Source organism: Mycobacterium sp. SMC-21 (assembly GCF_045310825.1).
GTDB lineage: Bacteria > Actinomycetota > Actinomycetes > Mycobacteriales > Mycobacteriaceae > Mycobacterium.
In genome coordinates this window covers 56,303-82,195 of record NZ_JBJIAO010000010.1, presented here as the reverse complement: position 1 = coordinate 82,195, position 25,893 = coordinate 56,303, and the positions used below count along the sequence as shown (strand labels likewise).

Annotated in this window: 25 protein-coding genes and 1 tRNA gene; 18 read left to right on the top strand and 8 right to left on the bottom strand. The window is 66.8% G+C overall.

Going from position 1 to position 25,893, the window contains the following annotated elements; all coding sequences use genetic code 11:
- Window positions 1-126: 126 nt before the first annotated feature.
- The 3 genes from ACJH6H_RS12835 to ACJH6H_RS12825 are packed head-to-tail and all read left to right on the top strand — an operon-like array spanning window position 127 to window position 2,066.
- Window positions 127-966: an SH3-like domain-containing protein gene (locus tag ACJH6H_RS12835; protein WP_406774988.1), complete on the top strand. Its 840-nt coding sequence runs from the start codon at window positions 127-129 to the stop codon at window positions 964-966.
- 30 nt (window positions 967-996) lie between these two features.
- Window positions 997-1,728, top strand: a complete 732-nt coding sequence (gene scnC, locus ACJH6H_RS12830) for a thiocyanate hydrolase subunit gamma (protein ID WP_406774987.1) — start codon at window positions 997-999, stop codon at window positions 1,726-1,728.
- Window positions 1,725-2,066 (top strand): thiocyanate hydrolase, encoded by a 342-nt coding sequence (locus ACJH6H_RS12825; RefSeq protein ID WP_406774986.1) that lies wholly within the window; start codon window positions 1,725-1,727, stop codon window positions 2,064-2,066. The genes scnC and ACJH6H_RS12825 overlap by 4 nt, the downstream gene beginning before the upstream one ends.
- On the opposite strand, the gene ACJH6H_RS12820 is transcribed toward ACJH6H_RS12825, so the two are convergent.
- Window positions 2,067-3,527, bottom strand: a complete 1,461-nt coding sequence (locus ACJH6H_RS12820; protein WP_406774985.1) for an aldehyde dehydrogenase family protein — start codon at window positions 3,525-3,527, stop codon at window positions 2,067-2,069. It abuts the gene before it with no gap.
- Window positions 3,528-3,554: 27 nt separating this feature from the next.
- Window positions 3,555-5,612 carry an Ig-like domain-containing protein gene (locus tag ACJH6H_RS12815; protein WP_406774984.1) on the bottom strand — a complete coding sequence of 686 codons (2,058 nt, stop codon included), beginning with the start codon at window positions 5,610-5,612 and terminating at the stop codon, window positions 3,555-3,557.
- On the opposite strand from ACJH6H_RS12815, the gene ACJH6H_RS12810 reads away from it, so the two are divergent.
- Window positions 5,602-6,120 (top strand): hypothetical protein, encoded by a 519-nt coding sequence (locus ACJH6H_RS12810; protein ID WP_212812151.1) that lies wholly within the window; start codon window positions 5,602-5,604, stop codon window positions 6,118-6,120. The two genes, ACJH6H_RS12815 and ACJH6H_RS12810, sit on opposite strands and share 11 nt — an antisense overlap.
- A 169-nt stretch (window positions 6,121-6,289) precedes the next feature.
- Here the strand turns inward: ACJH6H_RS12810 and ACJH6H_RS12805 are convergent, their stop codons facing one another.
- Complete coding sequence (locus ACJH6H_RS12805; RefSeq protein ID WP_212812152.1) at window positions 6,290-7,126, bottom strand: mycofactocin-coupled SDR family oxidoreductase; 837 nt, start codon at window positions 7,124-7,126, stop codon at window positions 6,290-6,292.
- A 192-nt stretch (window positions 7,127-7,318) separates the two neighbouring features.
- The gene (locus ACJH6H_RS12800) at window positions 7,319-7,918 is read right to left on the bottom strand and encodes a TetR/AcrR family transcriptional regulator (protein WP_244872607.1); all 600 of its coding nucleotides are present in this window, start codon (window positions 7,916-7,918) and stop codon (window positions 7,319-7,321) included.
- A 114-nt stretch (window positions 7,919-8,032) separates the two neighbouring features.
- On the opposite strand from ACJH6H_RS12800, the gene ACJH6H_RS12795 reads away from it, so the two are divergent.
- From ACJH6H_RS12795 to ACJH6H_RS12755, 9 genes are all read left to right on the top strand, one after another.
- The gene (locus ACJH6H_RS12795) at window positions 8,033-9,328 is read left to right on the top strand and encodes a cytochrome P450 (RefSeq protein ID WP_212814882.1); all 1,296 of its coding nucleotides are present in this window, start codon (window positions 8,033-8,035) and stop codon (window positions 9,326-9,328) included.
- The gene (locus tag ACJH6H_RS12790) at window positions 9,325-10,782 is read left to right on the top strand and encodes an aldehyde dehydrogenase (RefSeq protein ID WP_212812153.1); all 1,458 of its coding nucleotides are present in this window, start codon (window positions 9,325-9,327) and stop codon (window positions 10,780-10,782) included. Before ACJH6H_RS12795 ends, ACJH6H_RS12790 begins: the two co-directional genes overlap by 4 nt.
- Before the next feature lie 20 nt (window positions 10,783-10,802).
- Window positions 10,803-11,633: a mycofactocin-coupled SDR family oxidoreductase gene (locus ACJH6H_RS12785; RefSeq protein WP_406774983.1), complete on the top strand. Its 831-nt coding sequence runs from the start codon at window positions 10,803-10,805 to the stop codon at window positions 11,631-11,633.
- Window positions 11,630-12,442 (top strand): mycofactocin-coupled SDR family oxidoreductase, encoded by an 813-nt coding sequence (locus ACJH6H_RS12780; RefSeq protein ID WP_212812155.1) that lies wholly within the window; start codon window positions 11,630-11,632, stop codon window positions 12,440-12,442. The genes ACJH6H_RS12785 and ACJH6H_RS12780 overlap by 4 nt, the downstream gene beginning before the upstream one ends.
- A 16-nt stretch (window positions 12,443-12,458) precedes the next feature.
- Complete coding sequence (locus ACJH6H_RS12775) at window positions 12,459-13,271, top strand: carboxymuconolactone decarboxylase family protein (RefSeq protein ID WP_406774982.1); 813 nt, start codon at window positions 12,459-12,461, stop codon at window positions 13,269-13,271.
- A gap of 86 nt (window positions 13,272-13,357) precedes the next feature.
- Window positions 13,358-13,591 (top strand): hypothetical protein, encoded by a 234-nt coding sequence (locus tag ACJH6H_RS12770; protein ID WP_406774981.1) that lies wholly within the window; start codon window positions 13,358-13,360, stop codon window positions 13,589-13,591.
- A gap of 18 nt (window positions 13,592-13,609) precedes the next feature.
- A complete protein-coding gene (locus ACJH6H_RS12765; protein WP_406774980.1) occupies window positions 13,610-14,812 on the top strand; it encodes a YncE family protein in 1,203 nt (400 codons plus the stop codon).
- A gap of 105 nt (window positions 14,813-14,917) precedes the next feature.
- Entirely contained in the window at window positions 14,918-16,048 is a 1,131-nt protein-coding gene (locus ACJH6H_RS12760) for a hypothetical protein (protein WP_406774979.1), read from the top strand.
- 213 nt (window positions 16,049-16,261) lie between these two features.
- Entirely contained in the window at window positions 16,262-16,972 is a 711-nt protein-coding gene (locus tag ACJH6H_RS12755) for an MgtC/SapB family protein (protein ID WP_029105869.1), read from the top strand.
- A gap of 22 nt (window positions 16,973-16,994) precedes the next feature.
- Here ACJH6H_RS12755 and ACJH6H_RS12750 read toward each other — a convergent pair.
- The 4 genes from ACJH6H_RS12750 to ACJH6H_RS12735 all read right to left on the bottom strand — a co-directional run bounded on the left by ACJH6H_RS12750 (window position 16,995) and on the right by ACJH6H_RS12735 (window position 18,831).
- Window positions 16,995-17,069: transfer RNA gene (locus ACJH6H_RS12750), tRNA-Val, on the bottom strand.
- A 41-nt stretch (window positions 17,070-17,110) separates the two neighbouring features.
- Window positions 17,111-17,566 carry a peroxiredoxin gene (locus ACJH6H_RS12745; RefSeq protein ID WP_212812160.1) on the bottom strand — a complete coding sequence of 152 codons (456 nt, stop codon included), beginning with the start codon at window positions 17,564-17,566 and terminating at the stop codon, window positions 17,111-17,113.
- A 184-nt stretch (window positions 17,567-17,750) separates the two neighbouring features.
- On the bottom strand, window positions 17,751-18,173 hold the full coding sequence (locus ACJH6H_RS12740) for a DUF3052 domain-containing protein (protein WP_064979978.1): 423 nt from the start codon (window positions 18,171-18,173) through the stop codon (window positions 17,751-17,753).
- Window positions 18,174-18,291: 118 nt separating this feature from the next.
- Entirely contained in the window at window positions 18,292-18,831 is a 540-nt protein-coding gene (locus ACJH6H_RS12735) for a hypothetical protein (RefSeq protein WP_212812161.1), read from the bottom strand.
- 152 nt (window positions 18,832-18,983) lie between these two features.
- On the opposite strand from ACJH6H_RS12735, the gene aceE reads away from it, so the two are divergent.
- From aceE to kasA, 5 genes are all read left to right on the top strand, one after another.
- A complete protein-coding gene (aceE, locus tag ACJH6H_RS12730) occupies window positions 18,984-21,779 on the top strand; it encodes a pyruvate dehydrogenase (acetyl-transferring), homodimeric type (RefSeq protein ID WP_212812162.1) in 2,796 nt (931 codons plus the stop codon).
- Between the two features lie 96 nt (window positions 21,780-21,875).
- Window positions 21,876-23,120 (top strand): CdaR family transcriptional regulator, encoded by a 1,245-nt coding sequence (locus tag ACJH6H_RS12725; protein ID WP_212812163.1) that lies wholly within the window; start codon window positions 21,876-21,878, stop codon window positions 23,118-23,120.
- 198 nt (window positions 23,121-23,318) lie between these two features.
- Window positions 23,319-24,251, top strand: a complete 933-nt coding sequence (locus tag ACJH6H_RS12720) for an ACP S-malonyltransferase (protein WP_212814883.1) — start codon at window positions 23,319-23,321, stop codon at window positions 24,249-24,251.
- Window positions 24,252-24,343: 92 nt separating this feature from the next.
- Window positions 24,344-24,637 carry a meromycolate extension acyl carrier protein AcpM gene (acpM, locus tag ACJH6H_RS12715; protein ID WP_061006272.1) on the top strand — a complete coding sequence of 98 codons (294 nt, stop codon included), beginning with the start codon at window positions 24,344-24,346 and terminating at the stop codon, window positions 24,635-24,637.
- On the top strand, window positions 24,634-25,884 hold the full coding sequence (gene kasA / locus ACJH6H_RS12710) for a 3-oxoacyl-ACP synthase KasA (RefSeq protein ID WP_212812164.1): 1,251 nt from the start codon (window positions 24,634-24,636) through the stop codon (window positions 25,882-25,884). Before acpM ends, kasA begins: the two co-directional genes overlap by 4 nt.
- Window positions 25,885-25,893 lie beyond the last annotated feature (9 nt).

Sequence of the window (25,893 nt, the reverse complement as noted above, 5' to 3'; positions counted from 1 at the left end):
GGGGATATGGTCGAAACGTAGTCATGTGAGCCAGGACGCGGGGGTGCGTTCGTTCCTCAGTACGTGTTGGATGCCGGACCGGCCCTCGCGTCAGTTTGTGGCGTATGCACAACCTGAGGAGCTGTCATGAGCACAGCGGCCGAGCGCGCAGCCCAACTGGGCTTGGTGTCCCGCCTGAAATCGTCCTATCCGGAGCTGCCCGACGCTCCCTACCCCGACATGCTGGACCCCGCCCGCATCCAGGCGTACCTGAAGCCCGTGCACGACGTCGGCGGTGAGCCCGATGCGCCCATGGAGTACGTCAACAAGCAGTACGAACTGTGGGAACACATGACGTACGTCATCTGCGAGGTGCTGGCCTGGCGCGGCATCTGGCTGTCGGAGGAACGCCGCCGCATCGGCAACGTCGACGTCGGCCGCGCAGAGTACCTGGGTCTCCCCTATTACGGCCGCTGGCTGCTGTCGGTCGCCCGGGTCCTGATCGAGAAGCACCACATCAGCCTCGGCGAACTCATGGAGCGGATGGCCGAGGTCAAGGCGCGCTACGAGGGCGGACTCGACGGCAAGACCCTCGAAGCCACGCCCAGATCCGAGGGCGACGGCGCGAACATCAAGCGCAACAAGCACCACATCGAGGCCGTGGGCATCGGGGATCCGCAGATTTACGCCGGCAAGGCCGGGACACCGAAGTTCAAGGTCGGTGACGCTGTGCGAGTGCGCGAACTGCCGGTGATCTTCTACACCCGCACGCCGGAATACGTGCGCGGCGCGACCGGCAAGATCGCCGTACTCGCCTACGAGAGCCCGGCACCGGAGGACGAAACCTGGGACATCCCCGAAGCGCCGCCCGAGTGGTTCTACGTCGTCGAGTTCAACCAGTCCGAGCTGTGGCACGACTACACCGGCACCAAGCAGGACACCTTGCGCACCGAAATCCCCGAACGCTGGCTGGAAGCGGCCACCTAGCTCGAATCACCCTTGCCAGAAAGGATTTGCATGTCTGATCCAGGCTCCGATCACCACCATGATCATGACCACGATCACGCCCGCACCGTGAAACCCATGGTCGACGAGATCACCGACTTCGAGGTCCTCGAGATCGCACTGCGCGAATTGTGCATCGAGAAAGGCATTTTCACCGCCGAGGAGCATCGGCGGTTCACCGAGTTCGCCGAGCAGATCGGCCCGACCCCGGCGGCCCGGCTCGTCGCACGGGCGTGGCTCGATCCCGAGTTCGCCGAACTCGCCGTCAACGATTCACTGGCCGCCAGCAAGGCCGTCGGCGTCGACTGGCTGGAGCCGACCGGCTTCGGCACACCGAGCGATTTCGTGGCGTTCCAGATCCTCGCCGATACCCCGACGGTGCATCACGTCATCGTCTGCGCGCTGTGCTCGTGCTACCCCCGGCCGATTCTGGGGAACTCACCGGAGTGGTACCGCACGCCCAATTACCGGCGGCGCCTGGTGCGTTGGCCCCGTCAGGTGCTGGCCGAGTTCGGGCTCTACCTCCCCGACGACATCGAGGTCCGCGTCGAGGACTCGAACCAGAAGCACCGGTTCATGGTGATGCCGATGCGCCCCGAAGGCACCGATGGGTGGACCGAAGATCAACTGGCCGAGATCATCACGCGTGACTGCCTGATCGGCGTGGCGCTGCCCAAGCCGGGCGTCACCACCAACGCAATCGTGACGACGCGGCCGGCCATGCACCCGGGGACGGCCGGATGAGCGACATCGCCCCGCTGCGGGACATTGTGGAGCGCGACCAGGTCTGGGCACGCATGGCCGCCAAGTGGGGCGTCGAAAACCCCGTTCCCCCATGGAAAACCAGCCTCGACGGTCTATGCGACGCACTCGACCATTCGGCGTGCGATACCGAGGTGCTCAGCTTCAAAGAACGTCGCGACGAGGAGGACGCCCTCTCCGCCACGGTGTATGCGGGCCTGCCGTACCCCGAGAGCCAGTTGGTCTCGCTCGCCCACTCGCTCGTCGCCCGCGGCGTCATCAGTGAAGCCGAGTTGCAGGAGCGGCTCGAGACCGTCCGCGCGCGGCTGGAGGCCGGCTGATCACGACACTTTGATCCGGATGTTCTTGGTCTGACGGAACTCTCGGAGGCCTTCGATTCCGCCCGACCGGCCGATGCCACTGTGTTTGTATCCGCCGTAGGGGCTTTGGGGCTGGATGTCGCTGCGGCTGTTCACCCAGATCGAGCCGGCCTGAAGCTGCCGTGACACGGTGTGGGCGCGCTGCAGATTCGTGGTGTGGACGAAAGCGTTGAGCCCGTACCGGGTGTCGTTGGCCAGAGCCACCGCCTCGGCGTCGTCGCGGAACCGGAGCACCGACACGACAGGCCCGAACGTCTCCTGCTGGGCCAGTGGTGAACGGTTGTCGACGTCCGCGAACACCGTCGGCTCGACGTAGAACCCCGAGGCCAGCTCGCCGCCGATGCGCTTGCCACCCAGCACCAGATCGCCGGACCCTGCGGTGACCGCCGACTCGATGGCCGTGAGGATGCGGTCGACGGCGGCCTGGTTGATCACCGGGCCGAAGAGCACGTCGGAGCGCAGCGGGTCGCCGATCGGTGCCCGCCTGACGGCGGCGAGGAACTTGTCCAGGAAGGCGTCATAGACGTTGTCGTGAACCAGGATTCGGCTGCTACAGGCACAACTCTGACCGGCCTGCATGATCGGCCCCTGATGCGCGGACAGGCTCGCTGCGGCATCCAGATCGGCGTCGTCGAAGATGATGGCGGCAGCGGTGCCCCCGAGTTCGGCGACCACCGGCGTGATGTTCGCCGCGGCAGCGGTCAGCACTCTCCGGGCAGTGGCAGTGCCTCCCGTGAAATGAATCTTGCCCACTCCGGGGTGCCGCACCAGCGCCTCGCCGCCGTCCGCGCCCGCCGGCAGCACATTCACGAGCCCGGCCGGCAAGCCGGCTTCGAGGCACAGCTCGCCGAACCGGAGAGCCGCCAGCGGCGCGAGTTCCGACGGCTTCACGACGACGGCGTTGCCCGCCGCGAGGGCAGGCGCGACCGCCATCCCGATCACCACGAGGGCACCGTTCCACGGCGCGATGACGCCCACGACACCGTACGGTTCGTGCTCCACCAGGTTGAGGTCGAAGCTGCCCGTCACGGGAGTGCTTGCGCCATCGGCTTTGTCGATGTACCCGGCGTAGTACCGGAAGAACCGCTCGGTCAGCACGGACGTAGCGGCCAACGACGTCGGCACACCGTAGTCGTGGGTGTTGATCCGGGCGAACTCGCCGTGGTGCTCGCCGATCAGATCGGCCAGGTCGAACAAGATATCGCGGCGCCGTTCAGGCGGGTACGACATCCACGTCCGCTGAGCCCGCGTGGCCGTCTCCACCGCTCTGTCGACTTCCGCGGCACCAGCGATCTCGACGACGGCGTTCACGCGACCGGTGCCGGGATAGACATGACGGTGCGTCCCGCCGGAGGAGCCTGTGACACGGTCTGCACCGAGAAGCAGGGCACCGCTGGGTAATTCGATGTCGATTCCGATCATGCGGTCCATTCCCAGTCCAGAAGGCGGCTAGGCGTCCTGCTGTGCCTGATGCGCCGCATCCGGGTCCGGCAGTGACTGCACGTCACCGTCGACGCTCGAGGTGATGGTGCCGGTCAGCGACTGCTGGAACGCGTTGATGTTCGCGTCCGCCGTCAGATAGCCGGTGTGGGCCCCGGTGACGGTGATATCGGCCAGGTAGTGGACCGTCGTCTGGCTGGCGTTGTAGTCGGCCGATTCGGTGCCGTTGAGAATCTCACCCAGCTCGTTCACGTAATTGGTGTAGGTGACGGTGCGGACGGTCCGCGTGGCGTCGTTTGCGTCCGGCGCCTCGGTCACCACCGCGGTGCCACCACCGACGCCCGCATAGGTTCCGGTGGCCGGCAGCGGTGTCGTGGCGGCGACGTAACCACTGAGGGCCGGGGCCCACGAATCCGAGCTCGGGGTCGACCGGTCCGCCGCCACCGGGCCGACGCTGGTGGTGTACTTCAGGTTCGCGATGACCAGGCGGGATACCGTCGGATCGGTGACGCTGGACTCCCAGAACGTGACGGCGGTGCCATCGGGATTCCAGCTCGGCATGCTGCGGGCGGTGTATCCGTCGCCGGTGTCGAACAGCGGAATACCGTTCTCCCGGTTGAGCTCATCGCCGACGGCGACGATCCATTCCTGGTTGGAGACGTTGATCGGGTCGGCCCACTCCAGGTACACGGGTGCACCGACGTACACCGGCAGGAAGTTCTGCCGGATGATCCGCGTCATCGGCGTCAGCGCATTCAGCCCGCGCGTGCTGCCGATGGCGATCCACTGCATATTGGGCGAGTAGTCCATGTCCTCGTCGTAGTCGAGATTGGCCGTCACCCTGGTCACCTTGCCGGTGGCGAGGTCGACCTCGATGTCGTCCACATTGCCGGCGTCGAACTGCCCGCCGAGGATCACCACGCCCTTGCCGTCCGGCGTCCACTGTTTGCCTTCACCGGTGGGATAGACCACGCGGGCATCGGTGACCGTGTAGCCGCTATCGGTCCGGGTGAGCGTGCCGACGATCGGCAGGGCCTGCAGCAGGTTGTTGGGCCCGATCACGATGCGCGTGTACAGCACGTGGGTGCCGTCGGGCGACACCCGCATCTCCCGTTGTGGGTCGATGGCGTATCCACCGCCGGCCGGCGTGGTGATCGGAACCAGCTGGGCCCCAGTGATTCCGGTTTCGAGCATGGAGTACCGCGGCGTCTGCCCGGCGACGTTCACCAGCACCAGCACCCGGCCCGAACCGTCGTCGACGGGAACGGGTTTGGCCAGATTGCCGGTCTCACCGACGCTGACGCCGCAGGTGACACATTGCAGCGCGGTCCCGTCGGTCTTGATCTGGTAGATCTCCGAGCGGCCCCCGGACGTCGGCTGGCCCGCGAAGAAGATGGACGTGCCGTCCGCCGAGTACCGCGGATTGGCCGGGCTGGCAATGGTGTTGGGGAGGTTCAGGATCACCCGCTCGACCTCGGGGTTGAGCACCGACACGTCGATACCCGCCTTGGCGCTGTGCGGGCTGAACAGCTTCAGCAGGTTGAACTTTCCGTCGGTCACCGACACCGAGAACGAATCGGTCTGCACCGCCGTGTAATTGATGTCGTTCGGGGTGTAGGTGAAGTTGCCGGTGGCCTGGTCGATGGTCAGGGTGCCGTACTTCGGCCCCTGCGTGACCTTGTAGGTCAGGGCGTCACCCTCTGGGTCGGTGGCGCCGAGATTGCCGGTCACGGTCTGCCCGGTCTGGACCGTGGTGGTCGGGTTGTACGCGATGGTCGGAGCCTGGTTGAACACGTTGCGCCGCACCCACGCCAGCACCGCCCACACCGCGGGGGCGAACGGCTCGGGCGTGTGGGGCACCGGCTTGAGGAACGGATTGAGCAGGTTGGTCACGACACCGTTGAGGAAGCCAACGAAACCTGTTGCCGGAGAAGCCACCTGAGCGGCCACGGCGGCCGGTACCGCGGCGGTGGCCGAAGCGACCGTCGTCGCGGCGACGGACACCGTCTGGTTCGTGGGCGCCGCGGCCGCCGCTGTCACTGCAGTGGTCTTGGCGGTGACATTCATACTGACTGCGGCGGCACTCACTGCCGGCTGCGCGGCGGGCTTCGGGTCGGCGCTGGTGGTCGCGGTGCGTGTCGGCTTGGGCGAGGCCTTGGTGCTCGCACTCGCCTTGGACGCGGACTTACTGCTCGTGCTGGGCTTGGCCGGTCTGGGTTTCTCACTCCTGCCGGTGTGGGCACCGCCGCTGTTGCTGACGACCACGCCCGAGCCCACCTCGGCACTCGACGAAGTCGAGCCCGGTGTCGCGGATGGCCCGGATGCGGACGACGAAACGGTTGATCCCGCGGTCCCCGCCGTGCCGGTGCCGGTGGTTCCCGTCGTCCCCGACGTCGTACCACCGGCGGTACCCGGTGTCCCGCCGGGCGAACTCGAGGACGTCGACGCACCCGATGCGCTCGACGAACTCGACGTGGCGGAACTCGCCGATCCGCCGGCGGTGTCCGCCACGGCCACGCCATGTCCGGTCGCCACCGCGGTGACCAGCCAGGCCGCGACGGCCAGGCCGCCGTAACCGCCGATCTTCGCGCCTCTCTGACACGGATGGCACGCTCGCACCTCGGGTGCGACTGAGGCGAACAGGGGGTTGACACGAGAACTGTTACTGGCCATGGGCTTTGGCTCCGTTGCCGTTGGGTTGATGACTATTCGGTTGTTGGCGATTCTGTTGGTGGCGAAACGGTTTACTTGAGCATGCTTCCGGCGTCGACGGTCATGGGAAGACCTGTCACATAACGGGATTCATCCGACGCCAGGAACAGCACGGCGTTGCTGATGTCGACCGGTTCGACCCAACCCACCGGGAGCACGTGCATCATCTGCGCGACGACCCTCATGTCGTCCGGACCCGGGTTCTCCAGGTCGGGCCGGAACAGCTTCATCGTGCCCTCGTTCATGAACAGCGGGGTGTTCACGTTCGTCGGGTGTACCGAGTTCACGCGGATCGAGTGGTGCCCAAGTTCCACGGCGAAGGTCCGCATCAGCCCGACCACGCCGTGCTTGGCGGCGATGTAGTGGCCCGTGTGCGGATAGGCCTTGAGGCCGCCCACCGAGCTCGTCAGGATGATCGAGCCACCGCCCTGCGAGATCAGATGCGGCACTGCGGCTTTCACCGACTTCCAGACGCCCGACAGGTTGACGTCGATCATGTCGTTCCAGTCTTCTTCGCTGGTGTGGTCCAGCGTCTGGCCGCCATTGCCGATGCCGGCATTGGCGCAGATGATGTCCAGCCGGCCGAGCTGTTCGACGCCGTTGTCGACGGCGGCCTTCACCGCGGCGTAGTCGCGCACGTCGACCTCGGCGGTGACGACGCGCCGGTTCAGCTGCTTGACCAGGTCCGCCGTCTCGGCGAGATCGTCGCGGGTCGCCGGGGCGATCTGCGGGTTGCTGCTGACCGGGCCGCAGATGTCAATGGCGATGATGTCGGCGCCTTCTTCGGCGAGCCGCACGGCGTGACTACGGCCCTGGCCGCGGGCCGCTCCGGTGATGAATGCGACCTTGCCCTCTACCCGTCCCGCCATGAGTCCACCTCGCTGTCTGATTGTCGCCGCCGCCGCAGAACGGGCGGTTCGGCTCATCGACTCAGAAATTTGTCGATCGATCAGGAACCATGGCACGGCCGCACCGCGCTGTCAATGACGAGTTGGGAAGACGCCGGCGACCGTCGCCGAAGTCAGCGAAAGACTGGGCGCGCCGGCCCACCCGACCGAAGGTCAGTCGCGCACGACTTCCGCGGACTTCGTCAGCAGCTCGATCTGCCGGTCGATGAAGTCGCGCAGCTCCTCGTGGCCGCGCGTCACACCCACTGCGGCCTCGTTGCCGACACTGCGCGCGATCTGGGCGACGATCATCGAGATCACCACCGGCGGGTACGCGTTGAGATCCACGCCGCCGGCCCGCAGGACCAGGGTCACCGCCGCGGTTTCGATATCGCGCACCCGCTCCGAGTACGCCTTCAATTCGGCGCCAACGGCCTTGCGGTGGTTGGCCAATGCCATGAATTCGGTGCTGAGAACCGTCTGCCGGGGATCGCTGTTGATGCGCCACAACGCCCGCAGCGGGTCCTCGTCGAGCAGCACCTCGCGCAGCCGTTCCAGTGCCACTTCCCCGCCGGCGCGCAAGGCCTCGACGAACAGGTCGTCCATGGTCGGAAAGTAGTAATAGACCAGCGCCTGCTTGACGCCGGCCAGCGCGGCGACCCGCCGCGAGGTCGCCGCGGCGTACCCCTCGTCGTGCATGATCTGCACCGTCGCCTCGATCAGACGCTGCCGGGCACCGCCGTCATCAGCCTTCGCTTTGCGCCCCTGAGTCATCGACGAGTCCGCCCCGAAATGCTTGACCGGCCGTCGCGGCGCGTGATAGGCATACGGCAGTCTAACATTTTGATCGATCGATCAGGAGTTGCTGTCATGCAGCCCAAGTCCACCGTGACCGACATCGCCGACGTCGACTACTTCACGAACCCCGAGATCGCCCAGGACCCGTACGCCTACTGGGAGCAGCTGCGCCAGCAGGGACCCGTCGTGCGCGAACCGCACTACGGCGTGCTCGCGGTGACGGGGTATCAGGAAGTCCAGGCGGCGTTCAAAGATGTCGATTCGTTCTCGGCGGTCAACGCCATCGGCGGTCCATTCCCGCCGCTGCCGTTCACGCCGGACGGCGACGACATCAGCGAGCTCATCGAGGCACACCGGCACGAGTTCCCGATCTTCGAACACATGGTGGTGATGGACCCGCCCCAGCACGAGAACGCCCGGTCCCTGCTGAGCCGGCTGCTGACACCGCGCCGTCTGCAGGAGAACTCGGACTACCTCTGGAGCCTCGCCGACCGGCAAATGGATGAATTCATCGTCCCCGGCTCCCCAGAAGGCCGGTGCGAGTTCCTCGGTGAGTACGGCAAGCCCTTCGCGACGCTGGCGATAGCGGATCTGCTCGGCGTGCCCGAGGAAGACCGCCCCGAGATCCGGCGCAACCTGGGGGCCGGCAACGCCCCGGGCTCGCGCGTCGGCGCGCTGGACCACGAACCCGTCGGCTCCAATCCCCTTCAGTACCTTGACGATCTGTTCAGTGGGTACATCGCCGACCGGCGCGAGAACCCCCGCGAGGACGTGCTGACCGGGCTGGCCACCGCCACCTACCCCGACGGCTCCGTCCCGCCGCTGCTGGAGGTGGTGCGCCCGGCGACGTTCCTGTTCGCCGCCGGACAGGAGACCGTCACGAAGCTGCTCAGCTCCGCGGTCAAGGTGCTCGGCGACCGGCCGGAGCTCCAGCACCACCTGCGGGAGAACCGCGACCTGATCTCCCCTTTCATCGAGGAAGCACTACGCATCGAGAGCCCCACCAAGGTGGACTTCCGCCTCTGCCGCAAGTCCACCACCCTGGGCGGCGTGCCGATCAAGGCCGGCACGGTGCTGATGCTGTGTCTCGGTGCGGCCAATCGGGATCCCCGAAAATTCGAGAATCCCAACGAGTTCCGCCTCGATCGCAAGAACGTCCGCGAGCACATTGCCTTCGGCCGCGGTATCCACACGTGCGCCGGCGCTCCGCTGGCCCGGGTCGAGGGCCGCGTCACCATCAACCGCCTGCTCGACCGGACACGCGACATCCGGATCAGCGAGGCCAAGCACGGCGCCCCGGGCCACCGCGCCTACGGCTACGAGCCGACGTTCCTGCTGCGCGGCCTCACCGAGTTGCACATCGAGTTCACCGAGGTGCGGCAGTGACGGTGCAGTCGGTCCTGGACGACATCGCGAATCGGCCGGGCAACGGAGACACCATCGCGATCATCAACCCCGCCACCGAGGAGGTGATCGCCGAGTTCCGGGACGGCGGCGCCGAGGCCGTCGACGCCGCCGTGACCCGTGCGCGAGAGAGTTTCACGTCCGGGGTGTGGAGCGGACTGCCGGGCAGCGAGCGGGCCAAAGTGCTGTGGCGGGTGGCCGATCTGATCGACCAGCACGCCGGCGAACTGGCCCAGATCGATTCCCTGAACACCGGAATGCCCTATTTCCAGGCGCACATGATCATGTCGACGTGCGCCGAATCGTTCCGCTACTACGGGGGCTGGTGCACGAAGGTCAACGGCATCGCCCACGACGTGCAGCAGACCGGCGGCATCACCGGCGCGTTCACCACGATGCACGCCTACACGCTCAAGGAGCCATACGGCGTCGTCGGACTGATCTTCCCGTGGAACGGGCCGGTGTTCAACGCGTGCACCAAGCTCGCGCCCGCATTGGCCGCCGGATGCAGCTGTATCGTCAAACCTGCTGAGGAGACCCCGCTTTCGGCCCTGCTGCTGGAGCGGATCCTGGCCGAGGCCGGTGTGCCGGACGGCGTCGTCAACCTCGTCACCGGATACGGCCACACGGTCGGTGCGGCGATCACCGCGCATCCCGGCGTCGACAAGGTGGCCTTCACCGGCTCCACCGAAGTAGGCAAGCAGATCGTGCAGGCCGCCGGCAGCGGCAACCTCAAGCGGGTGGCGCTCGAATTGGGCGGCAAGTCACCGGTTTTGATCTACGACGACGCCGACCTGGATACCGCGATCACGATGGCGGCGATGGGCATCTTCATCCATTCCGGGCAGGGCTGCATCAGCGGATCGCGAATCTTCGCCCAGCGCAGCGTGTACGAGAAGGTGGTCGAGGGCGTCGCCACCATCGCGAACTCGGTCAAGCTTGGCGCCCCGACCGAGGACGACGTCCTGATCGGCCCGATCATCAGCGCCAAACAACTCGACCAGGTGCTGGGCTTCATCGAAGGCGGCCGCCGCGACGGGGTCGAGGTGGTCACCGGAGGAAACCGGCTCGAGCGCAGTGGATTCTTCGTACATCCAACGGTTCTCACCGATGTCGCTCCCACCATCCGGCTGTACCAGCAGGAGATCTTCGGGCCGGTCGTCGCGGTCCTGCCGTTCGATGACGACGACGAGGTCGTGGCCCTCGCCAACAATTCCGAGTACGGACTGGCGGCGACCGCCTGGACCAAGGACATCGGCCGCGCACACCGGCTCGCCAAACGTCTCGACGCCGGCACCGTCACGCTGAACTGCCAGATGGTGTTCGACCATTCGATGCCCTTCGGCGGCTACAAGCAGTCCGGCTGGGGCCACGAATGGGGACGCGACGGGATCGAGAGCTTCCTGAAGACCAAGACGGTTTACGCCCAACTTTGAGTACACGGCAAGGAGTTCAGATGGGATCGTTGGACGGGAAGGTCGCTTTCATCACCGGAGCGGCCCGCGGACAAGGGCGTAGCCACGCCGTACATCTCGCCAGAGAAGGTGCGGGCATCATCGCCGTGGACATCTGCGCCGACATCGCATCGAACGGCTACCCCATGGCCAGCCGTGCCGAACTCGACGAAACCGCGGAACTCGTCGAATCGGTGGGCGGCAAGATCGTCGCCGCGGTCGCCGACGTCCGTGATTTCGCCGGACTCAAGTCAGCGCTGGACACCGGCGTCGAGCAATTCGGCCGCCTCGACATCGTCTGCGCGAACGCCGGTATCGCCACGATGGCGTTCCGTGAACTGACCATCGAAGAAGAACTCGAGATGTGGACCGACGTCATCGACGTCAATCTGACGGGCGCCCTGCACACCGCCAAGGCGGCGATCCCGCACATCGTCGCCGGCGGGCGCGGCGGGTCCATCATCTTCACGAGCTCCACTGCCGGGTTGAAGGGCTTCGGCGGTGCGCAGGCCGGCGGTCTGGGCTATGCGGCATCCAAGCACGGCATCGTCGGGCTGATGCGGACACTGGCCAATGCGCTTGCCCCACAGAGCATCCGGGTGAACAGCGTGCACCCGACGGCCGTCAACACCATGATGGCGGTCAATCCGGCCATGACGGCGTTCCTCGAGAACTATCCCGGTGGCGGCCCGCACCTGCAGAACCCCATGCCGGTCGGGTTGCTCGAACCAGAAGACATCAGCCATGCCGTCGCCTTCCTGGCCTCCGATGCCGCGCAGTACATCACCGGAGTCACGCTTCCGGTCGACGCCGGCTTCTGCAACAAGCTATGAACACTGTCACCGGACGAGTCGCCGGCAAGAAGATCCTGATCACGGGCGCGGCCCGCGGGATGGGCCGAAGCCACGCCGTGCGCCTGGCCGAGGAGGGTGCCGACCTGATCCTCGTGGACATCTGTGAGTCCCTCTCGGTCCTCGAGTATCCGCTGGCCACTCGCGAGGACCTCGAGGAAACCGCCGGCCTCGTCCGGGAATACGGGGGCCGCGCCGCGACGTACGTCGTCGACGTTCGCGATGCCGACGCGTTGCGGGCCGCAGTCGACGACGGCGTCCGACAGCTCGGCGGTCTCGACGGCGCCGTCGCCAATGCCGGTGTGCTCACCGCGGGAACCTGGGACACCACCACGACCGAACAATGGCACGCCGTGGTCGATGTGAACCTGTTCGGCACCTGGAACACGTGCAGAGCCGCGCTGCCCCACCTGATCGACCACGGCGGCAGCCTCGTCAACATCAGCTCTGCTGCCGGCACCAAGGGCACCCCGCTGCACCTGCCCTACACGGCGTCCAAACACGGGATCGTGGGTCTCAGCAAGAGCCTGGCCAATGAGCTTGCCGCGCAGGGTGTTCGCGTGAACACGGTGCATCCCACCGGGGTGCCGACCGGAATGCAGCCGGCCTCCCTGCACGGCCTGATCCGGGAGACGCGGCCTGACCTGGCGCCCCTTTTCGCCAATGCCCTGCCGGTCGTCATGGCCGAGGCCATCGATATCAGCAACGCCGTGCTGTACCTGATGTCCGACGAATCCCGATACGTCACCGGCCTGGAACTCAAAGTCGATGCCGGCGTCACGCTGCGGTGAGCCAGAAGGGACGACCATGACAGGACTCGGTACCGAACGCACCGAACGCGGCAGGTCGGCGTACGCCGATGTCATGACGGTCGCCGCGCCGCCCGGATCCACACCGGTGGACGACCACCTGCTGGATGTCGTCTTCGGCGACGTGTGGCAGCGCCCGGGGCTCACCCGGCGCGAGCGCCGCTTCATCACCCTCCCCTGCGTCGCGGACGCCGATGCCGAGGACCCGTTACGCGCCCATGTGTACGCCGCCCTGAACAGTGGTGACATCACGATCGTCGAGATCCGGGAAACCGTCTTGCATTTCGCCGTGTACGCGGGCTGGCCGAAGGCTTCGCGCTTCAACATGATCGTCGACCAGGAGTGGAATCGAATCCATCAGGAGCGCGGCCTACCGGTCCCCGATCCCGAACCGCTGTTGCCCCTCTCCACGCCCAGCGACCCCGACGAACGGCTGGCCGTCGGCGCGGCGTGCTTCAAGGACATCAACTGCCTGCCGTTCGCGCCCGACCAGGACAACCCGTTCCAAGGCGCCGGCATCCTCAACTTCGTGTTCGGCGAAATGTGGCTGCGACCCGGGTTGGCGAGAAAGGAACGGCGGCTGATCACCGTGGCCTGTGTGGCGTTCCAGGACGCACCGTTCCCGATCGTCAGCCACGTCTACGCCGCCTTGAAGAGCCGCGACGTGTCGTTCGATGAGATGGACGAACTGATAATGCACTTCGCCGCGCACTGCGGATGGCCCAAAGCCGCGCATCTGAGCCAGGTTGTCGCCGAGCAGAAACAGCGCGTCACCCAGGAATGGGCTGCTGAGGCCGGCGCAGCCGGATGATCACACAGCCTGCCGCGGGCCGGAGTCCGCCCAGACTTGATGGCGCTTTCGGCCCACAGCCGGCGCATAGGTGCCACACTGGCGACGTGACGACCAACGATGTCTACGAGCGGCTCGGCGCGCTGGAGCAATTGGTACGACATCTCTATGCGCAGACCGGGATCCCGCTGCCCGATGTGCGGTCGATGGCGCAAACCCAGGTGTCGAACCGCGTGCTCGAACTACTGGCGTCAGGCAACAAGATCGCGGCCGTCAAGGCCTACCGCGATGAGGCCGGGGTCGACCTGCCCACCGCGACGCGGGTCATCGAATCCCTTTAATCCAAGAGAGCTTTCGCCATGCTCGCAGTCATCGCCACGATCCCGGAGAGTGGCGGGCCGACGGCGGCGGTGGCGAGTCCGGGCGGCGACCGGATCTACGTCGGGAACAGCAGTAGTCCGACGGTCTCCGTGATCGCCACCGCGACCAACACCGTGGTCGATGCCATCGGACCCGGCGTCGGCTTGCCGGGCGCGCAGCAATTGGTCGTGCACCCGGACGGCACGCGGCTGTACTGCAACAACTTCGGCGGGCTGTCCGTGATGGACATCAACACCAAATCGGTTGTGGCCGTGGTTCCATCCGGCTGGGCCGGCAACGTGGCCATTCACCCCGACGGCTCGACGATCTACCTCGCGTCGGGCGGGGACATCAACGGCACTGCCGACCCGAAGATCATGTTGATCGACGCCACCACCAATTCTGTGGCCGGAACCATCAAGGTCGATGACGCCTACTATGTGGCCGTCAGCCCCAATGGCGCCCGACTCTATGTGGCGGGCTACGGCGCGGACACGCTAGCTGTCCTCGACACCACCAGCCACAGCGTCGTCAGCACCATCTCCGTCGGCAAGCCGGTCTCCGGACTCGTCGTCAGCCCCGACAACAGTCGCATCTACGTGATGGGCGCGGTTGAGTTCGGCGTCACCACCTGCTCGGTGACCGCGGTGGACGCCGCCACCGGTGCGATCATCGGCGGCGTCACCTTCCCGCTCGGCAAGGAACTCAGCGACATCGCCGTCGCGCCCGACGGCTCGGCGGTCTACGCCACCCAGCAGACGGGCGACGTCAACCGGATCGACACCACCACCATGACCGTGACCGACACGGTCAGCATCGGGAGTTACGCAGGGGCCGTTGCTGTTTCGCCCGACGGATCACGGATCTACGTCACCAACCGACATGCCAACACGGTGTCGGTGATCGCCCAGTTGCACGTCACGCCCGCGGACCTCCACCTGCCGGATCTGGTCGGCAAGCTGATTGGTGGCGCCGCCTCCGGCGGCAACGGCTGGCTGGTCATCGGCGACCACTTCTATCCCATCCCGCCCCGCGAGCCCGCACTACAGGCCGTTGCCCGCGCGCTCGCTCCGCACGTCGGCAAGCCCGTGCAGAACCACGAACTGGGCCAGCGCCTGCGCCGCACCCTGTCGGCCGAACCCGAGGCCCCGAAAATGGCACCCGGCAGCTTCCACCCCGACGAGCACCGCCCGCAGCACTGAGCGCGGCCGGATCCCGGCACGAACATTGCGATTGCCCAGCACCGAGACAATTTTGTCGATACCGTCAATATTGCTTGAGTTCCACTCTCGGTCAGGAGCTTTCACATGCATACACTCACCGCCCGTCTGAGCCTGCCCACCGCCGCCGCTGTCATGGCCGCGGGCGTCATCGTCTCCGCTCCCCCGCCACCAGCATTGAGGGCCCTGCCGGCACCGATCGTCCACAGCGTCCAGGTGCCGCACATCCAGGTACCCGACATCCAGCTGACCGCCACCATCGCCGACATCCTGGAATTCCCCGCGTTCAAGCAGTGGGTCGCCAACCAGATCACCGACTTCGTGACAATCAGCGCGGGCCTGGTCAAAGCAGGCCAGGGCGTCGGGCAGACCATCGCCGCCATCCCGGGACTCGTGACCACCGTCGCGCAGCAGGTTCTGGCCCGCGACTTCGTCGGCGCGCTCGGCACCGTCGAAGCCGGCGTCATCGGCGCGGTGACCGTCATCGGCGGACCGATTCTGGTGTCCATGATCGCGCGCGACCAACGCGTGCTGGCCGTGGACCAGGCGTTGGTGCAAGCAGTCCCGGTAGCGCTGATTGGTCTCGGCACCGGTCTGCTCGGCGGATTCAACGCTTTCGCGACCTCGGCCATCATCGCCACTCAGAACGTCGTGGCGGCGCTACTGCCCATCAACATCGGCAATCTCGTCACAGCCGTCGTCGACGGCGCCAAACTCGTCGTCCAGGGCCTCAAGACCGGCGCCGCCAACGTCATCGACGGAATCGCCTTCGCGCAGAACACCATCGCCAACGCGCTCGCGACCAAGCCCGCGGCAATCGCGGCGGTCGACACGACCACGCCCACGGCGGCAGCCGGCGTCGAGGCCACCGCAATACCGAAGATCACCACCACCAAGGTCAAGCCCACGATCAAGCTTGCGCCGACAGCGGCCAAGCCAACGGTGACCGACCCCAAGGACACCAAAGACCCGACGGATCCCAAGGATTCAACGACACCCGACACCGTCTCGACGACGAAGCACGACACCGACTCCGGTACCAAACCCGACACCAAACCCGACACCACCGGAGCGGCAACCGACACGAACGCCGGCGCTGGAACGTCGGACACCGGCAGTAAGGCCGAGAAGCAGACCGCCCCGAAGAAGCCGAAGTCCAAGTTCGGCAAGAAGACCCAGGGCAAGAAGGCCGCGGCGACGTCGCAGGCCGCCGCCTGACGCCCAGCACATCGGGAGGTAACTCACAGCGGACCTCAGCAACGCGAAATCCGCACTGGTTCAACGATATCCGCGCCTCAAGGTGAACGGCGGGTCGGCCGCCGTTCACCTTGAGTTCGCACACCGTCCCTATCATCCGCCCCTACTGCCGTCGCAGCCGTGGACGCGCCGAGAGCGCGCCCCGGCGCACGAAAGCAACAGGAGCACAAGGTGATCGACACACTGGATATCGCGCTGCGGATCGGCGCCGGCCTGGGCCTCGGCGCAGCGATCGGGCTGGAACGCCAGTGGCGGTCCCGCAACGCCGGGTTGCGCACCACCGCGCTGGTGAGCCTCGGCTCCGCGCTGTTCGTGATCATGGGCGGCTACACCTTCGCAGGCGAACACGCCGACCCAACCCGTGTTGCCGCCCAGGTGGCGTCCGGCATCGGCTTCCTCGGTGCCGGCGTGATCATGCAGCAGGGCGCCACGATCTCGGGGCTCAACACCGCGGCCACCCTGTGGGCCTCCGCCGCCATCGGCGCCCTGGCCGGCGGTGGACTGATGCTGCCCGCGGTGATCGGCAGCTGCGCGGTCATCGCCGCCAACATCTTCCTGCGGCCGGTCGGGCGCACGCTGGACCGTCACCGCCGCCCGGGCGCCGAAGAGTCCTCCGCCGAATACCGGTTCGAGGTGCGGTGCGCGACGAGCGCCGAACTCCACATCCGGAGCCTCATCTTCGACGCCATCTCGCACCCCAACCTGACGGTGCGCTCCATCTCTGCCGTCGACTTACCCGATGACGAAGGAGTCCGCATCACGGCCACCGTCATCGCCGACGAGCGAGACGACCACCGCATCGAAGCGGCCCTCGCCGATGTCATCAAGGCACCTGCCGTCACCGCGGTGCGGTGGAGTGCCGACGACATGAGCCCGGTCGACTAGTAAGCCGCTACCTGGGGAAAGTTGGTGGGCGCGGACGGTATCGAACCGCCGACCGCTGGTGTGTAAAACCAGAGCTCTACCACTGAGCTACGCGCCCCGCCCCGGGCACGCTACACGCCGATGGCGGGTCAGGGAAAATCAGTCCAAGGCCGCCAGGGCGTCGACCCAGACCTGCTGGTCCCGCGCCTCGCCGGGCGATGTGCACTCCGCGAACCGCACGATGCCCTCCCGGTCGACCAGGAATGTGCCCCGGTCCGGGTAGCCCGAAACCTCGTTGAAAACCCCGTACAGCTGGGACACCGCGCCGTGCGGCCAGAAGTCGCACAGGATCGGGAACTCGAAGCCCGATTCCCGCGCCCACACCTTGTGAGTGGCCGGCGGCCCGACCGAGATGGTCAGCGTTTCCACCGAATCATTGCGGTACCGGGCCAGGTTTTCCTGAATCTCGCCGAGCTCCCCCGCACACACCGGGGTGAACGCCAGTGGGAAGAACACCAGCAGCACATTCCGGCCGCGCAGCGCCGACAGCGTCACGGCGCGACCGTGCTGGTCTTTGAGAGTGAAGTCCGGCGCGACGGACCCGACCTCGATCATGACTCAACCCGCGAATGCAACGTGGTGGCGGAAATCAGGCCGCTTTTCCGCCGTGTGGTTGCACTCGCGGCGACAGTGGCCCACAAACAGACAGCGGCCCACAAACAGACGGTGGCCCACGAACATCGCACAGAGCCGGGCACGTCAGACCTACGAGACCGCGGCGCCAGGGCACCGACCACCACTAGTGCCGGCCCGCGGCCTTCGACTTGGGCTGCACCAGGCGGCTGGCGATCCAGTCCCCGAGGTTGGCCGACGAGGTGACGACGAGCCCTGCGGTAGGCGCCGACTCGGCGATCTCGGCAGGCTGGACGTGGCCGTTCTTGCCGGTCTTCGGGGTGGCCACCCAGATCACGCCGTCGTCGGCCAGCGGGGTGATGGCGTCCATCAGACGGTCCACCAGGTCGCCGTCGTCATCGCGCCACCACAGCAGCACGACGTCCACGACTTCGTCCGAATCCTCGTCGAGAAGCTCTCCGCCGCACGCATCTTCGATGTCAGCGCGGATGTCGTCGTCGGTGTCCTCGTCCCAACCCAGCTCCTGGACGATCTGATCTTTGTGAATGCCCAGTCTCTGGGCGTAGTTCGGCGCGTCCGCCGCGGCCACCGGTGTCCTCCTCTAACCTGCTTGTTTGCAGCCCGTGTGTGTGGAACCCAATAGTCGCACGCGACGACGATTCATTCGACGCAAGACACATCTTTGATCGACAAGATCAGCGCACGTGTTACCCGCATGCGGTCTCGGTGGCCGACTTGGCGTTGTTGAACGAGTCGACCGCCGCATTGAAATCGGAGGTCGACGCGTTCGTGCTGATCGCCGTCGCCAGCGCCTGGGCCGCCGCCGACCAGCCGGCGAGCGCCGCCTTGAGGGTGTCGGACTGCACCGTCGTGGCGCTCTTGGTCACCGCGTCCGCGGCGTGGTGCAGTGCGTCGACCGCGGCCTGCAGCTTGGCGGCGTCGGTGCCACCGGCGTTCTCGGCGTCGACGTAGGCGTTGACCGCCTGCATCGCCGGTTTGCCGGTGTCGACGAACGTCTGGCACGCGGCCTCGGTCGCCGCTGCGGAAGCGCTCGACGAACTGGAACTGGCCGACGCTGCCGCGGACAGCGACACCGAGGTGCGGTACGCCGCCGCGCCGGGCTGGTCGACCGTGGAGCTGCCTTCGACGGACTTGCTGCAGCCGACGATCATCATCCCGACCATCGCCAGGGCCCCGGATACCAAAGCGGCTGCGCGAAGCCGCGACACACTAGCCGCGCTGGTCATCATCAGCTGACCGTACAGGGTCGATGCGGCAATCACAGGCATCCGAACGCGTACTCGCCGGTAGCCCACCCCAACGCCTAATCTGCGGAACGATGGGGGGACCATGGGCAGTGCCAAAAGCATCCCCAAAATCGCATACCAAGGAGTGGCAGTTGACCACTGAGTTCGTGCGCCAAGACCTGGCTCAAAACTCCAGTACCTCAGCCGAACCGGACCGGGTTCGGGTGATCCGTGATGGCGTCGCGTCGTATCTTCCCGACATCGACCCGGACGAGACCGCCGAATGGCTGGAATCGTTCGACGACCTGTTGGCTCGGTCCGGGCCCGCACGTGCCCGGTATCTGATGCTTCGGCTGTTGGAGCGCTCGCGGGAGATGCGCGTGTCCATCCCCGCGCTGACGTCCACCGACTACGTCAACACCATCCCCACCGATCTGGAGCCGTGGTTCCCCGGTGACGAAGAGGTCGAGCGCCGCTTCCGCCGCTGGATCCGCTGGAACGCCGCCATCATGGTGCACCGCGCACAGCGGCCGGGAGTCGGTGTGGGCGGCCACATTTCGACGTATGCGTCGTCGGCTTCGCTGTACGAGGTCGGCTTCAACCACTTCTTCCGCGGCAAGAACCACCCGGGCGGTGGCGACCAGATCTTCATCCAGGGCCACGCCTCCCCCGGCATCTACGCCCGCGCCTTCCTCGAGGGCCGCATCGACGAACACCGGCTGGACGGCTTCCGCCAGGAGCACTCGCATGCCGGCCTCGGCGGCGGCCTGCCGTCGTACCCGCACCCCCGCCTGATGCCCGATTTCTGGGAATTCCCCACGGTGTCAATGGGTTTGGGCCCGATGAACGCCATCTACCAGGCCCGCTTCAACCACTACCTGCACGACCGCGGGCTCAAGGACACCAGCGATCAGCACGTGTGGGCCTTCCTCGGCGACGGCGAGATGGACGAGCCCGAGAGCCGCGGCCTGATCCAGGTCGCAGCCAACGAGGCGCTCGACAACCTGACGTTCGTCGTCAACTGCAACCTGCAGCGCCTCGACGGCCCGGTCCGCGGCAACGGCAAGATCATCCAGGAGCTGGAGTCGTTCTTCCGCGGCGCCGGCTGGAACGTCATCAAGGTGGTGTGGGGCCGCGAGTGGGACGCCCTGCTGCACGCCGACAAGGACGGCGCGCTGGTGAACCTGATGAACGTCACGCCCGACGGTGACTACCAGACCTACAAGGCCAACGACGGCGCGTACGTCCGCGACCACTTCTTCGGCCGCGACCCCCGCACCAAGGCGCTGGTCGACCCGATGACCGACCAGGAGATCTGGAACCTCAAGCGCGGCGGCCACGACTACCGCAAGCTGTACGCCGCCTACCGCGCGGCCATGGAGCACAAGGGCCAGCCGACCGTCATCCTCGCCAAGACCATCAAGGGCTACACGCTGGGCAGCCACTTCGAGGGCCGCAACGCGACGCACCAGATGAAGAAGCTGGCGCTCGACGACCTCAAGAAGTTCCGCGACGCGACGCGGGTGCCGATCACCGACGCCCAGCTCGAGGAGAACCCGTACCTGCCGCCCTACTACCACCCGGGCTCCGAGTCGCCGGAAATCCGGTACATGCTCGACCGGCGCCGGGCGCTCGGCGGCTTCCTGCCGGAGCGGCGCACCAAGTCCAAGCCGCTGCAGTTGCCGGGCCGCGACGTCTACAAGTCGCTCAAGAAGGGCTCGGGCAACCAGGCCGTCGCCACCACGATGGCGACGGTGCGAACCTTCAAAGAACTGTTGCGGGACAAGAACATCGGGCCGCGCATCGTCCCGATTATCCCCGACGAGGCCCGCACGTTCGGTATGGACTCGTGGTTCCCGAGCCTGAAGATCTACAACCGCAACGGCCAGCTCTACACCGCCGTGGATGCGGATCTGATGTTGGCGTACAAGGAATCCGAAGTCGGCCAGATTCTGCACGAGGGCATCAACGAGGCCGGGTCGACGGCGTCGTTCACCGCGGTGTCGACGTCGTACGCCACGCACGACCTGCCGATGATCCCCATCTACATCTTCTATTCGATGTTCGGGTTCCAGCGCACCGGCGACGGCTTCTGGGCGGCCGCCGACCAGATGGGCCGCGGCTTCGTGCTGGGCGCGACAGCCGGGCGCACCACGCTCACCGGTGAGGGCCTGCAGCACGCGGACGGTCACTCGCTGCTGCTGGCCTCGACCAACCCCGCGGTGGTGGCCTACGACCCGGCGTTCGCCTACGAGATCGCGTACATCATCGAGAGCGGCCTCGAGCGCATGTACGGCGACAACCCCGAGAACGTCTACTTCTACATCACCATCTACAACGAGCCGTACGTCCAGCCGGCCGAGCCCGAGAACTTCGACCCCGAGGGCGTACTGCGCGGCATGTACCGGTTCCGCGCCGCGACGGAGAAGCGCTCCAGCACGGCGCAGATCCTGGCGTCGGGCGTCTCGATGCCCGACGCGCTGCGGGCGGCCGACATCCTGGCCGCCGACTGGGATGTGGCGGCCGACGTGTGGTCGGTGACGAGCTGGGGTGAGCTGAACCGCGACGGCGTGGCCATCGACCGGCAGGCGCTGCGCCACCCCGACCAGCAGGCCGGCGTCCCGTACGTGACCGCCCAGCTCGCGAAGACCGCGGGCCCCGTGGTCGCGGTGTCCGACTGGATGCGCGCGGTGCCCGAGCAGATCCGGCCGTGGGTGCCGAACACCTACGTCACGCTCGGCACCGACGGGTTCGGCTTCTCCGACACCCGCCCGGCGGCCCGGCGTTACTTCAACACCGACGCCGAGTCGGTGGTGGTGGCGGTGCTGGAGGCCCTGGCCCGCGACGGCGAGATCGACCCGTCGGTGGCCGTCGCGGCGGCCAAGCAGTACCGGATCGACGACGTCTCGGCCGCCGAGGTGTCGTACGCCGACACCGGCAGCGCGTAGTCCGCAGACGCTGAGATGACGGTTTCCGACAGGAACCGTCATCTCGGCGCGACCGGATTGGCAGAAGTCTCCAGAAATCAGGCGTAGCTTTTAGTCATGCCTGACAACACGAACGGCGGTAAGCGGTTCGTTCCGCCCAAGTCGACGCTCGAAGTCCTCGAGAACGTCCCGGACACGGTGCTGCGTCGCCTCAAGCAGTACTCCGGCACCTTGGCGACGCAGGCCGTGCACGCCCTCGAGGAGCGCCTGCCGTTCTTCGCCGAGTTGGAGGCCTCGCAGCGCGCCAGCGTTCACCTGGTGGTGCAGACCGCCGTCGTCAACTTCGTCGAGTGGATGCGCGACCCGAACAGCGACGTCAGCTACACCGCGGAGGCCTTCGAGGTCGTGCCCCAGGATCTGCGGCGCCGCATCGCGCTGCGGCAGTCGGTGGAGATGGTGCGGACCACCATGGAGTTCTTCGAGGAAGTGGTGCCGCTACTGGCCCGCACCGAGGAACAGCTGACGGCGCTGACCGCGGGCATCCTGCGGTACAGCCGCGACCTGGCGTTCGCTGCCGCCAGCGCGTACGCCGATCAGGCCGAGGCCCGCGGCGCCTGGGACACCCGGATGGAGGCCAACGTCGTCGACGCCGTGGTGCGTGGCGACGTCGGCACCAGCCTGCAGTCGCAGGCGGCGGCACTGAACTGGGACGCCACCGCGCCCGCCACCGTCGTGGTGGGCTACCCGCAACCCGACCGCGCCGATCTGGCCAGCGAGGACGTCCACGACGTCGCCAGCCGCAACGGTCGCGTCGCCCTGTCCGACGTCCACGGCACCTGGCTGGTGGCCATCATCTCCGGACAGATCTCGCCCACCGATCGGTTCCTGGGCGAACTGATGGGCGTGTTCGCCGACGCCCCGGTGGTCATCGGCCCGACCGCCGCCACGCTGGCAGCCGCCCATTACAGCGCCACCGAAGCCATCTCCGGAATGAATGCGGTGAGCGGCTGGACGGGTGCACCGCGCCCCGTCGCCGCGCGCGAACTGCTGCCCGAACGCGCCCTGCTCGGGGACCGCACGGCCATCGCGGCCCTGGAACTCGAGGTCGTCCGGCCGCTGGCAGACGCGGGTCCGGCGCTGACAGAGACGCTCGACGCCTACCTCGACGCCGGCGGCGCCATAGAAGCGTGCGCCCGTAAATTGTTCGTTCATCCAAACACCGTCCGGTACCGGCTGCGCCGGATCGCGGACTTCACCGGCCGCGATCCGATGGTGCCCAGGGACGCCTATGTGCTCCGAGTGGCCTCGACAGTGGGTCGATTGAGCCGTACCCCCGCTCAAGCCAACCAGCAAACGGCCTGATCAGCACAGTTACAGCAAACCTACCCGCCGGTAGCTATCGACCCCCGACTGTGATCCACATCGCAGCCAGGTCTCGCCAACGTTGCATAACGTGCGTTTTTGTAGACATTCCACAAAACTTTAAGACCAGGTTCATAATCTCTTACACGACATAAATCCCGCTTCACAGTGTTTTCTTAATCCGTGCCTCAAACACCTGTGCTTGCGCTGCTTGCCCCCGGGCAGGGATCTCAGACGCCCGGCATGCTCACCCCATGGTTGGAGCTGGCCGGTGCGGCTGACCGTCTGGCCACCTGGTCGGAGATCAGCGGTCTCGATCTCGCCCAGCTGGGCACCACGGCGACCGCCGAGGAGATCACCGACACCGCGGTGACCCAGCCGCTGGTCGTCGCGGCCACGCTGCTCGCACACGAAGAGCTGACCAAGCGCGGCCTCCTGGCCGGTGCCACCACGATCGTGGCCGGCCACTCGGTCGGCGAGATCGCCGCCTACGCCATCGCGGGCGTCATCTCCGCCGACGAGGCCATCAAGCTCGCCGCCACCCGCGGCGCCGAGATGGCCAAGGCCTGCGCCCTGGAGCCCACCGGCATGGCCGCGGTGCTCGGTGGCGACGAGGCCGAGGTGCTCGCACGTCTGGAAGCCCTGGAACTGGTCCCGGCCAACCGCAACGCGGCGGGTCAGATCGTCGCGGCCGGTGCCGTCTCGGCGCTGGAGAAGCTGGCCGAGGATCCGCCGGCCAAGGCCCGCGTCCGTGTCCTGGCCACCGCCGGCGCCTTCCACACGCACTTCATGGGCTCGGCGCAGGAGCCGTACGCGGCTGCCGCGGCGACCGTCACCCCCAGCGAGCCGACCACCACGCTGCTGTCCAACGCCGACGGCCAGCCGGTCGCCGACGCCGCGGACGCCATGGCCAAGCTGGTCGCCCAGATGACCCGCCCGGTCCGCTGGGACCTGTGCTCGGAAACGATGCGGAAGCGCTTCAGTGCCGCACAGGAAGGCCAGGAAGTGACCGGCATCATCGAGTTCCCCCCGGCGGGCACCCTCACCGGTATCGCCAAGCGCGAAGTCAAGGGCGTGCCCACCTTCGCCATCAAGACCCCCGCAGATTTGGACGGACTCACCGAGTTCTGACAGGGCTGTAGGCCTGAAAAGCAACCAACCCGAATCAACCGACCCGGCACACCAAATCCGGTGTGCCGACACAACAAAAAGAAGGAGCCATCGTGGCTGCCAGTCAAGAAGAAATCATCGCCGGCCTCGCCGAGATCATCGAAGAGGTCACCGGCATCGAGCCGTCTGAGGTGACCCCCGAGAAGTCCTTCGTCGACGACCTGGACATCGACTCGCTGTCGATGGTCGAGATCGCCGTCCAGACCGAGGACAAGTACGGCGTGAAGATCCCGGACGAGGACCTGGCCGGCCTGCGCACCGTTGGTGACGTCGTCGCCTACATCCAGAAGCTCGAGGAAGAGAACCCCGAGGCTGCTGCCGCGCTGCGCGATAAGTTCAGCAAGTGACCAGGCCTTCCACGGCTAACGGAGGCTTCCCGAACGTCGTGGTGACCGCCGTGGAGGCAACCACGGCGCTCGCTGCTGACATCGAGAGCACGTGGAAGGGCCTCCTGGCAGGCGAAAGCGGCATCCGTGAGTTGACCGACGATTTCGTCACCAAGTGGGACCTTCCGGTGCGTATCGGTGGCCACCTGGTCGACGATCTCGAGGCCGAGCTCACCCGCGTCGAACTGCGCCGTAACTCGTACGTGCAGCGCATGTCGCTCGTGCTGGCGCGACGGTTGTGGAAGAACGCGGGTGCGCCCGAGGTCGATCCCGACCGTTTCGCCGTCGTGATCGGCACGGGTCTCGGTGGCGGCGAGAAGATCGTCGAAACCTACGACGCCATGAACGAGGGCGGCATCCGCAAGGTCAGCCCGCTCGCCGTTCAGATGATCATGCCCAACGGCGCGGCTGCGGTCGCCGGCTTGGAGCTGGGCGCCCGCGCCGGGGTCATCACCCCGGTGTCGGCGTGCTCGTCGGGTTCTGAGGCCATCGCCCACGGCTGGCGTCAGATCGTCATGGGCGACGCGGACTTCGCCGTCGTCGGTGGCGTGGAAGGCGGCATCGAGGCACTGCCCATCGCGGCGTTCTCGATGATGCGCGCCATGTCGACCCGCAACGACGATCCCGCGGGTGCGTCGCGGCCGTTCGACAAGGATCGTGACGGCTTCGTGTTCGGTGAAGCCGGCGCGATGATGATCATCGAGACCGAAGAGCACGCGCTGGCGCGTGGCGCCAAGCCGATCGCCCGCCTGCTGGGTGCCGGTATCACCTCGGACGCGTTCCACATGGTGGCCCCGGCAGACGGCGGCGTGCGCGCCGGTGCCGCGATGAAGCGTGCACTGGAGACCGCGGGGCTGGACGCCAAGGACATCGACCACGTCAATGCCCACGGCACTGCCACCCCGATCGGTGACACCGCCGAGGCCAATGCCATCCGCGTCGCCGGATGTCAGAACGCCGCGGTGTACGCGCCGAAGTCGGCGCTCGGCCACTCCATCGGTGCGGTCGGTGCGCTGGAGTCCGTGTTGACGGTGCTCGCGTTGCGCGACGGGGTCATCCCCCCGACGCTCAACTACGAGACGCCGGATCCCGCCATCGATCTCGATGTTGTTGCGGGCGAGCCTCGTTATGGCGACTACAAGTACGCCATCAACAACTCGTTCGGGTTCGGTGGACACAATGTCGCCCTGGCCTTTGGGCGTTATTAAGTCGAAGGG

Excerpts from the sequence above, each read along its gene's own strand:
- ACJH6H_RS12735 (WP_212812161.1), bottom strand. The coding sequence starts at position 18,831 with ATGACCAGCGCGGCTAGTGTGTCGCGGCTTCGCGCAGCCGCTTTGGTA.
- ACJH6H_RS12820 (WP_406774985.1), bottom strand. The coding sequence starts at position 3,527 with ATGATCGGAATCGACATCGAATTACCCAGCGGTGCCCTGCTTCTCGGT.
- ACJH6H_RS12745 (WP_212812160.1), bottom strand. The coding sequence starts at position 17,566 with ATGATCGAGGTCGGGTCCGTCGCGCCGGACTTCACTCTCAAAGACCAG.
- ACJH6H_RS12805 (WP_212812152.1), bottom strand. The coding sequence starts at position 7,126 with ATGGCGGGACGGGTAGAGGGCAAGGTCGCATTCATCACCGGAGCGGCC.
- ACJH6H_RS12780 (WP_212812155.1), top strand. The coding sequence starts at position 11,630 with ATGAACACTGTCACCGGACGAGTCGCCGGCAAGAAGATCCTGATCACG.
- ACJH6H_RS12825 (WP_406774986.1), top strand. The coding sequence starts at position 1,725 with ATGAGCGACATCGCCCCGCTGCGGGACATTGTGGAGCGCGACCAGGTC.
- scnC (WP_406774987.1), top strand. The coding sequence starts at position 997 with ATGTCTGATCCAGGCTCCGATCACCACCATGATCATGACCACGATCAC.
- ACJH6H_RS12800 (WP_244872607.1), bottom strand. The coding sequence starts at position 7,918 with ATGACTCAGGGGCGCAAAGCGAAGGCTGATGACGGCGGTGCCCGGCAG.
- ACJH6H_RS12725 (WP_212812163.1), top strand. The coding sequence starts at position 21,876 with ATGCCTGACAACACGAACGGCGGTAAGCGGTTCGTTCCGCCCAAGTCG.
- ACJH6H_RS12765 (WP_406774980.1), top strand. The coding sequence starts at position 13,610 with ATGCTCGCAGTCATCGCCACGATCCCGGAGAGTGGCGGGCCGACGGCG.
- ACJH6H_RS12815 (WP_406774984.1), bottom strand. The coding sequence starts at position 5,612 with ATGAATGTCACCGCCAAGACCACTGCAGTGACAGCGGCGGCCGCGGCG.
- ACJH6H_RS12785 (WP_406774983.1), top strand. The coding sequence starts at position 10,803 with ATGGGATCGTTGGACGGGAAGGTCGCTTTCATCACCGGAGCGGCCCGC.
- ACJH6H_RS12760 (WP_406774979.1), top strand. The coding sequence starts at position 14,918 with ATGCATACACTCACCGCCCGTCTGAGCCTGCCCACCGCCGCCGCTGTC.
- ACJH6H_RS12775 (WP_406774982.1), top strand. The coding sequence starts at position 12,459 with ATGACAGGACTCGGTACCGAACGCACCGAACGCGGCAGGTCGGCGTAC.
- ACJH6H_RS12835 (WP_406774988.1), top strand. The coding sequence starts at position 127 with ATGAGCACAGCGGCCGAGCGCGCAGCCCAACTGGGCTTGGTGTCCCGC.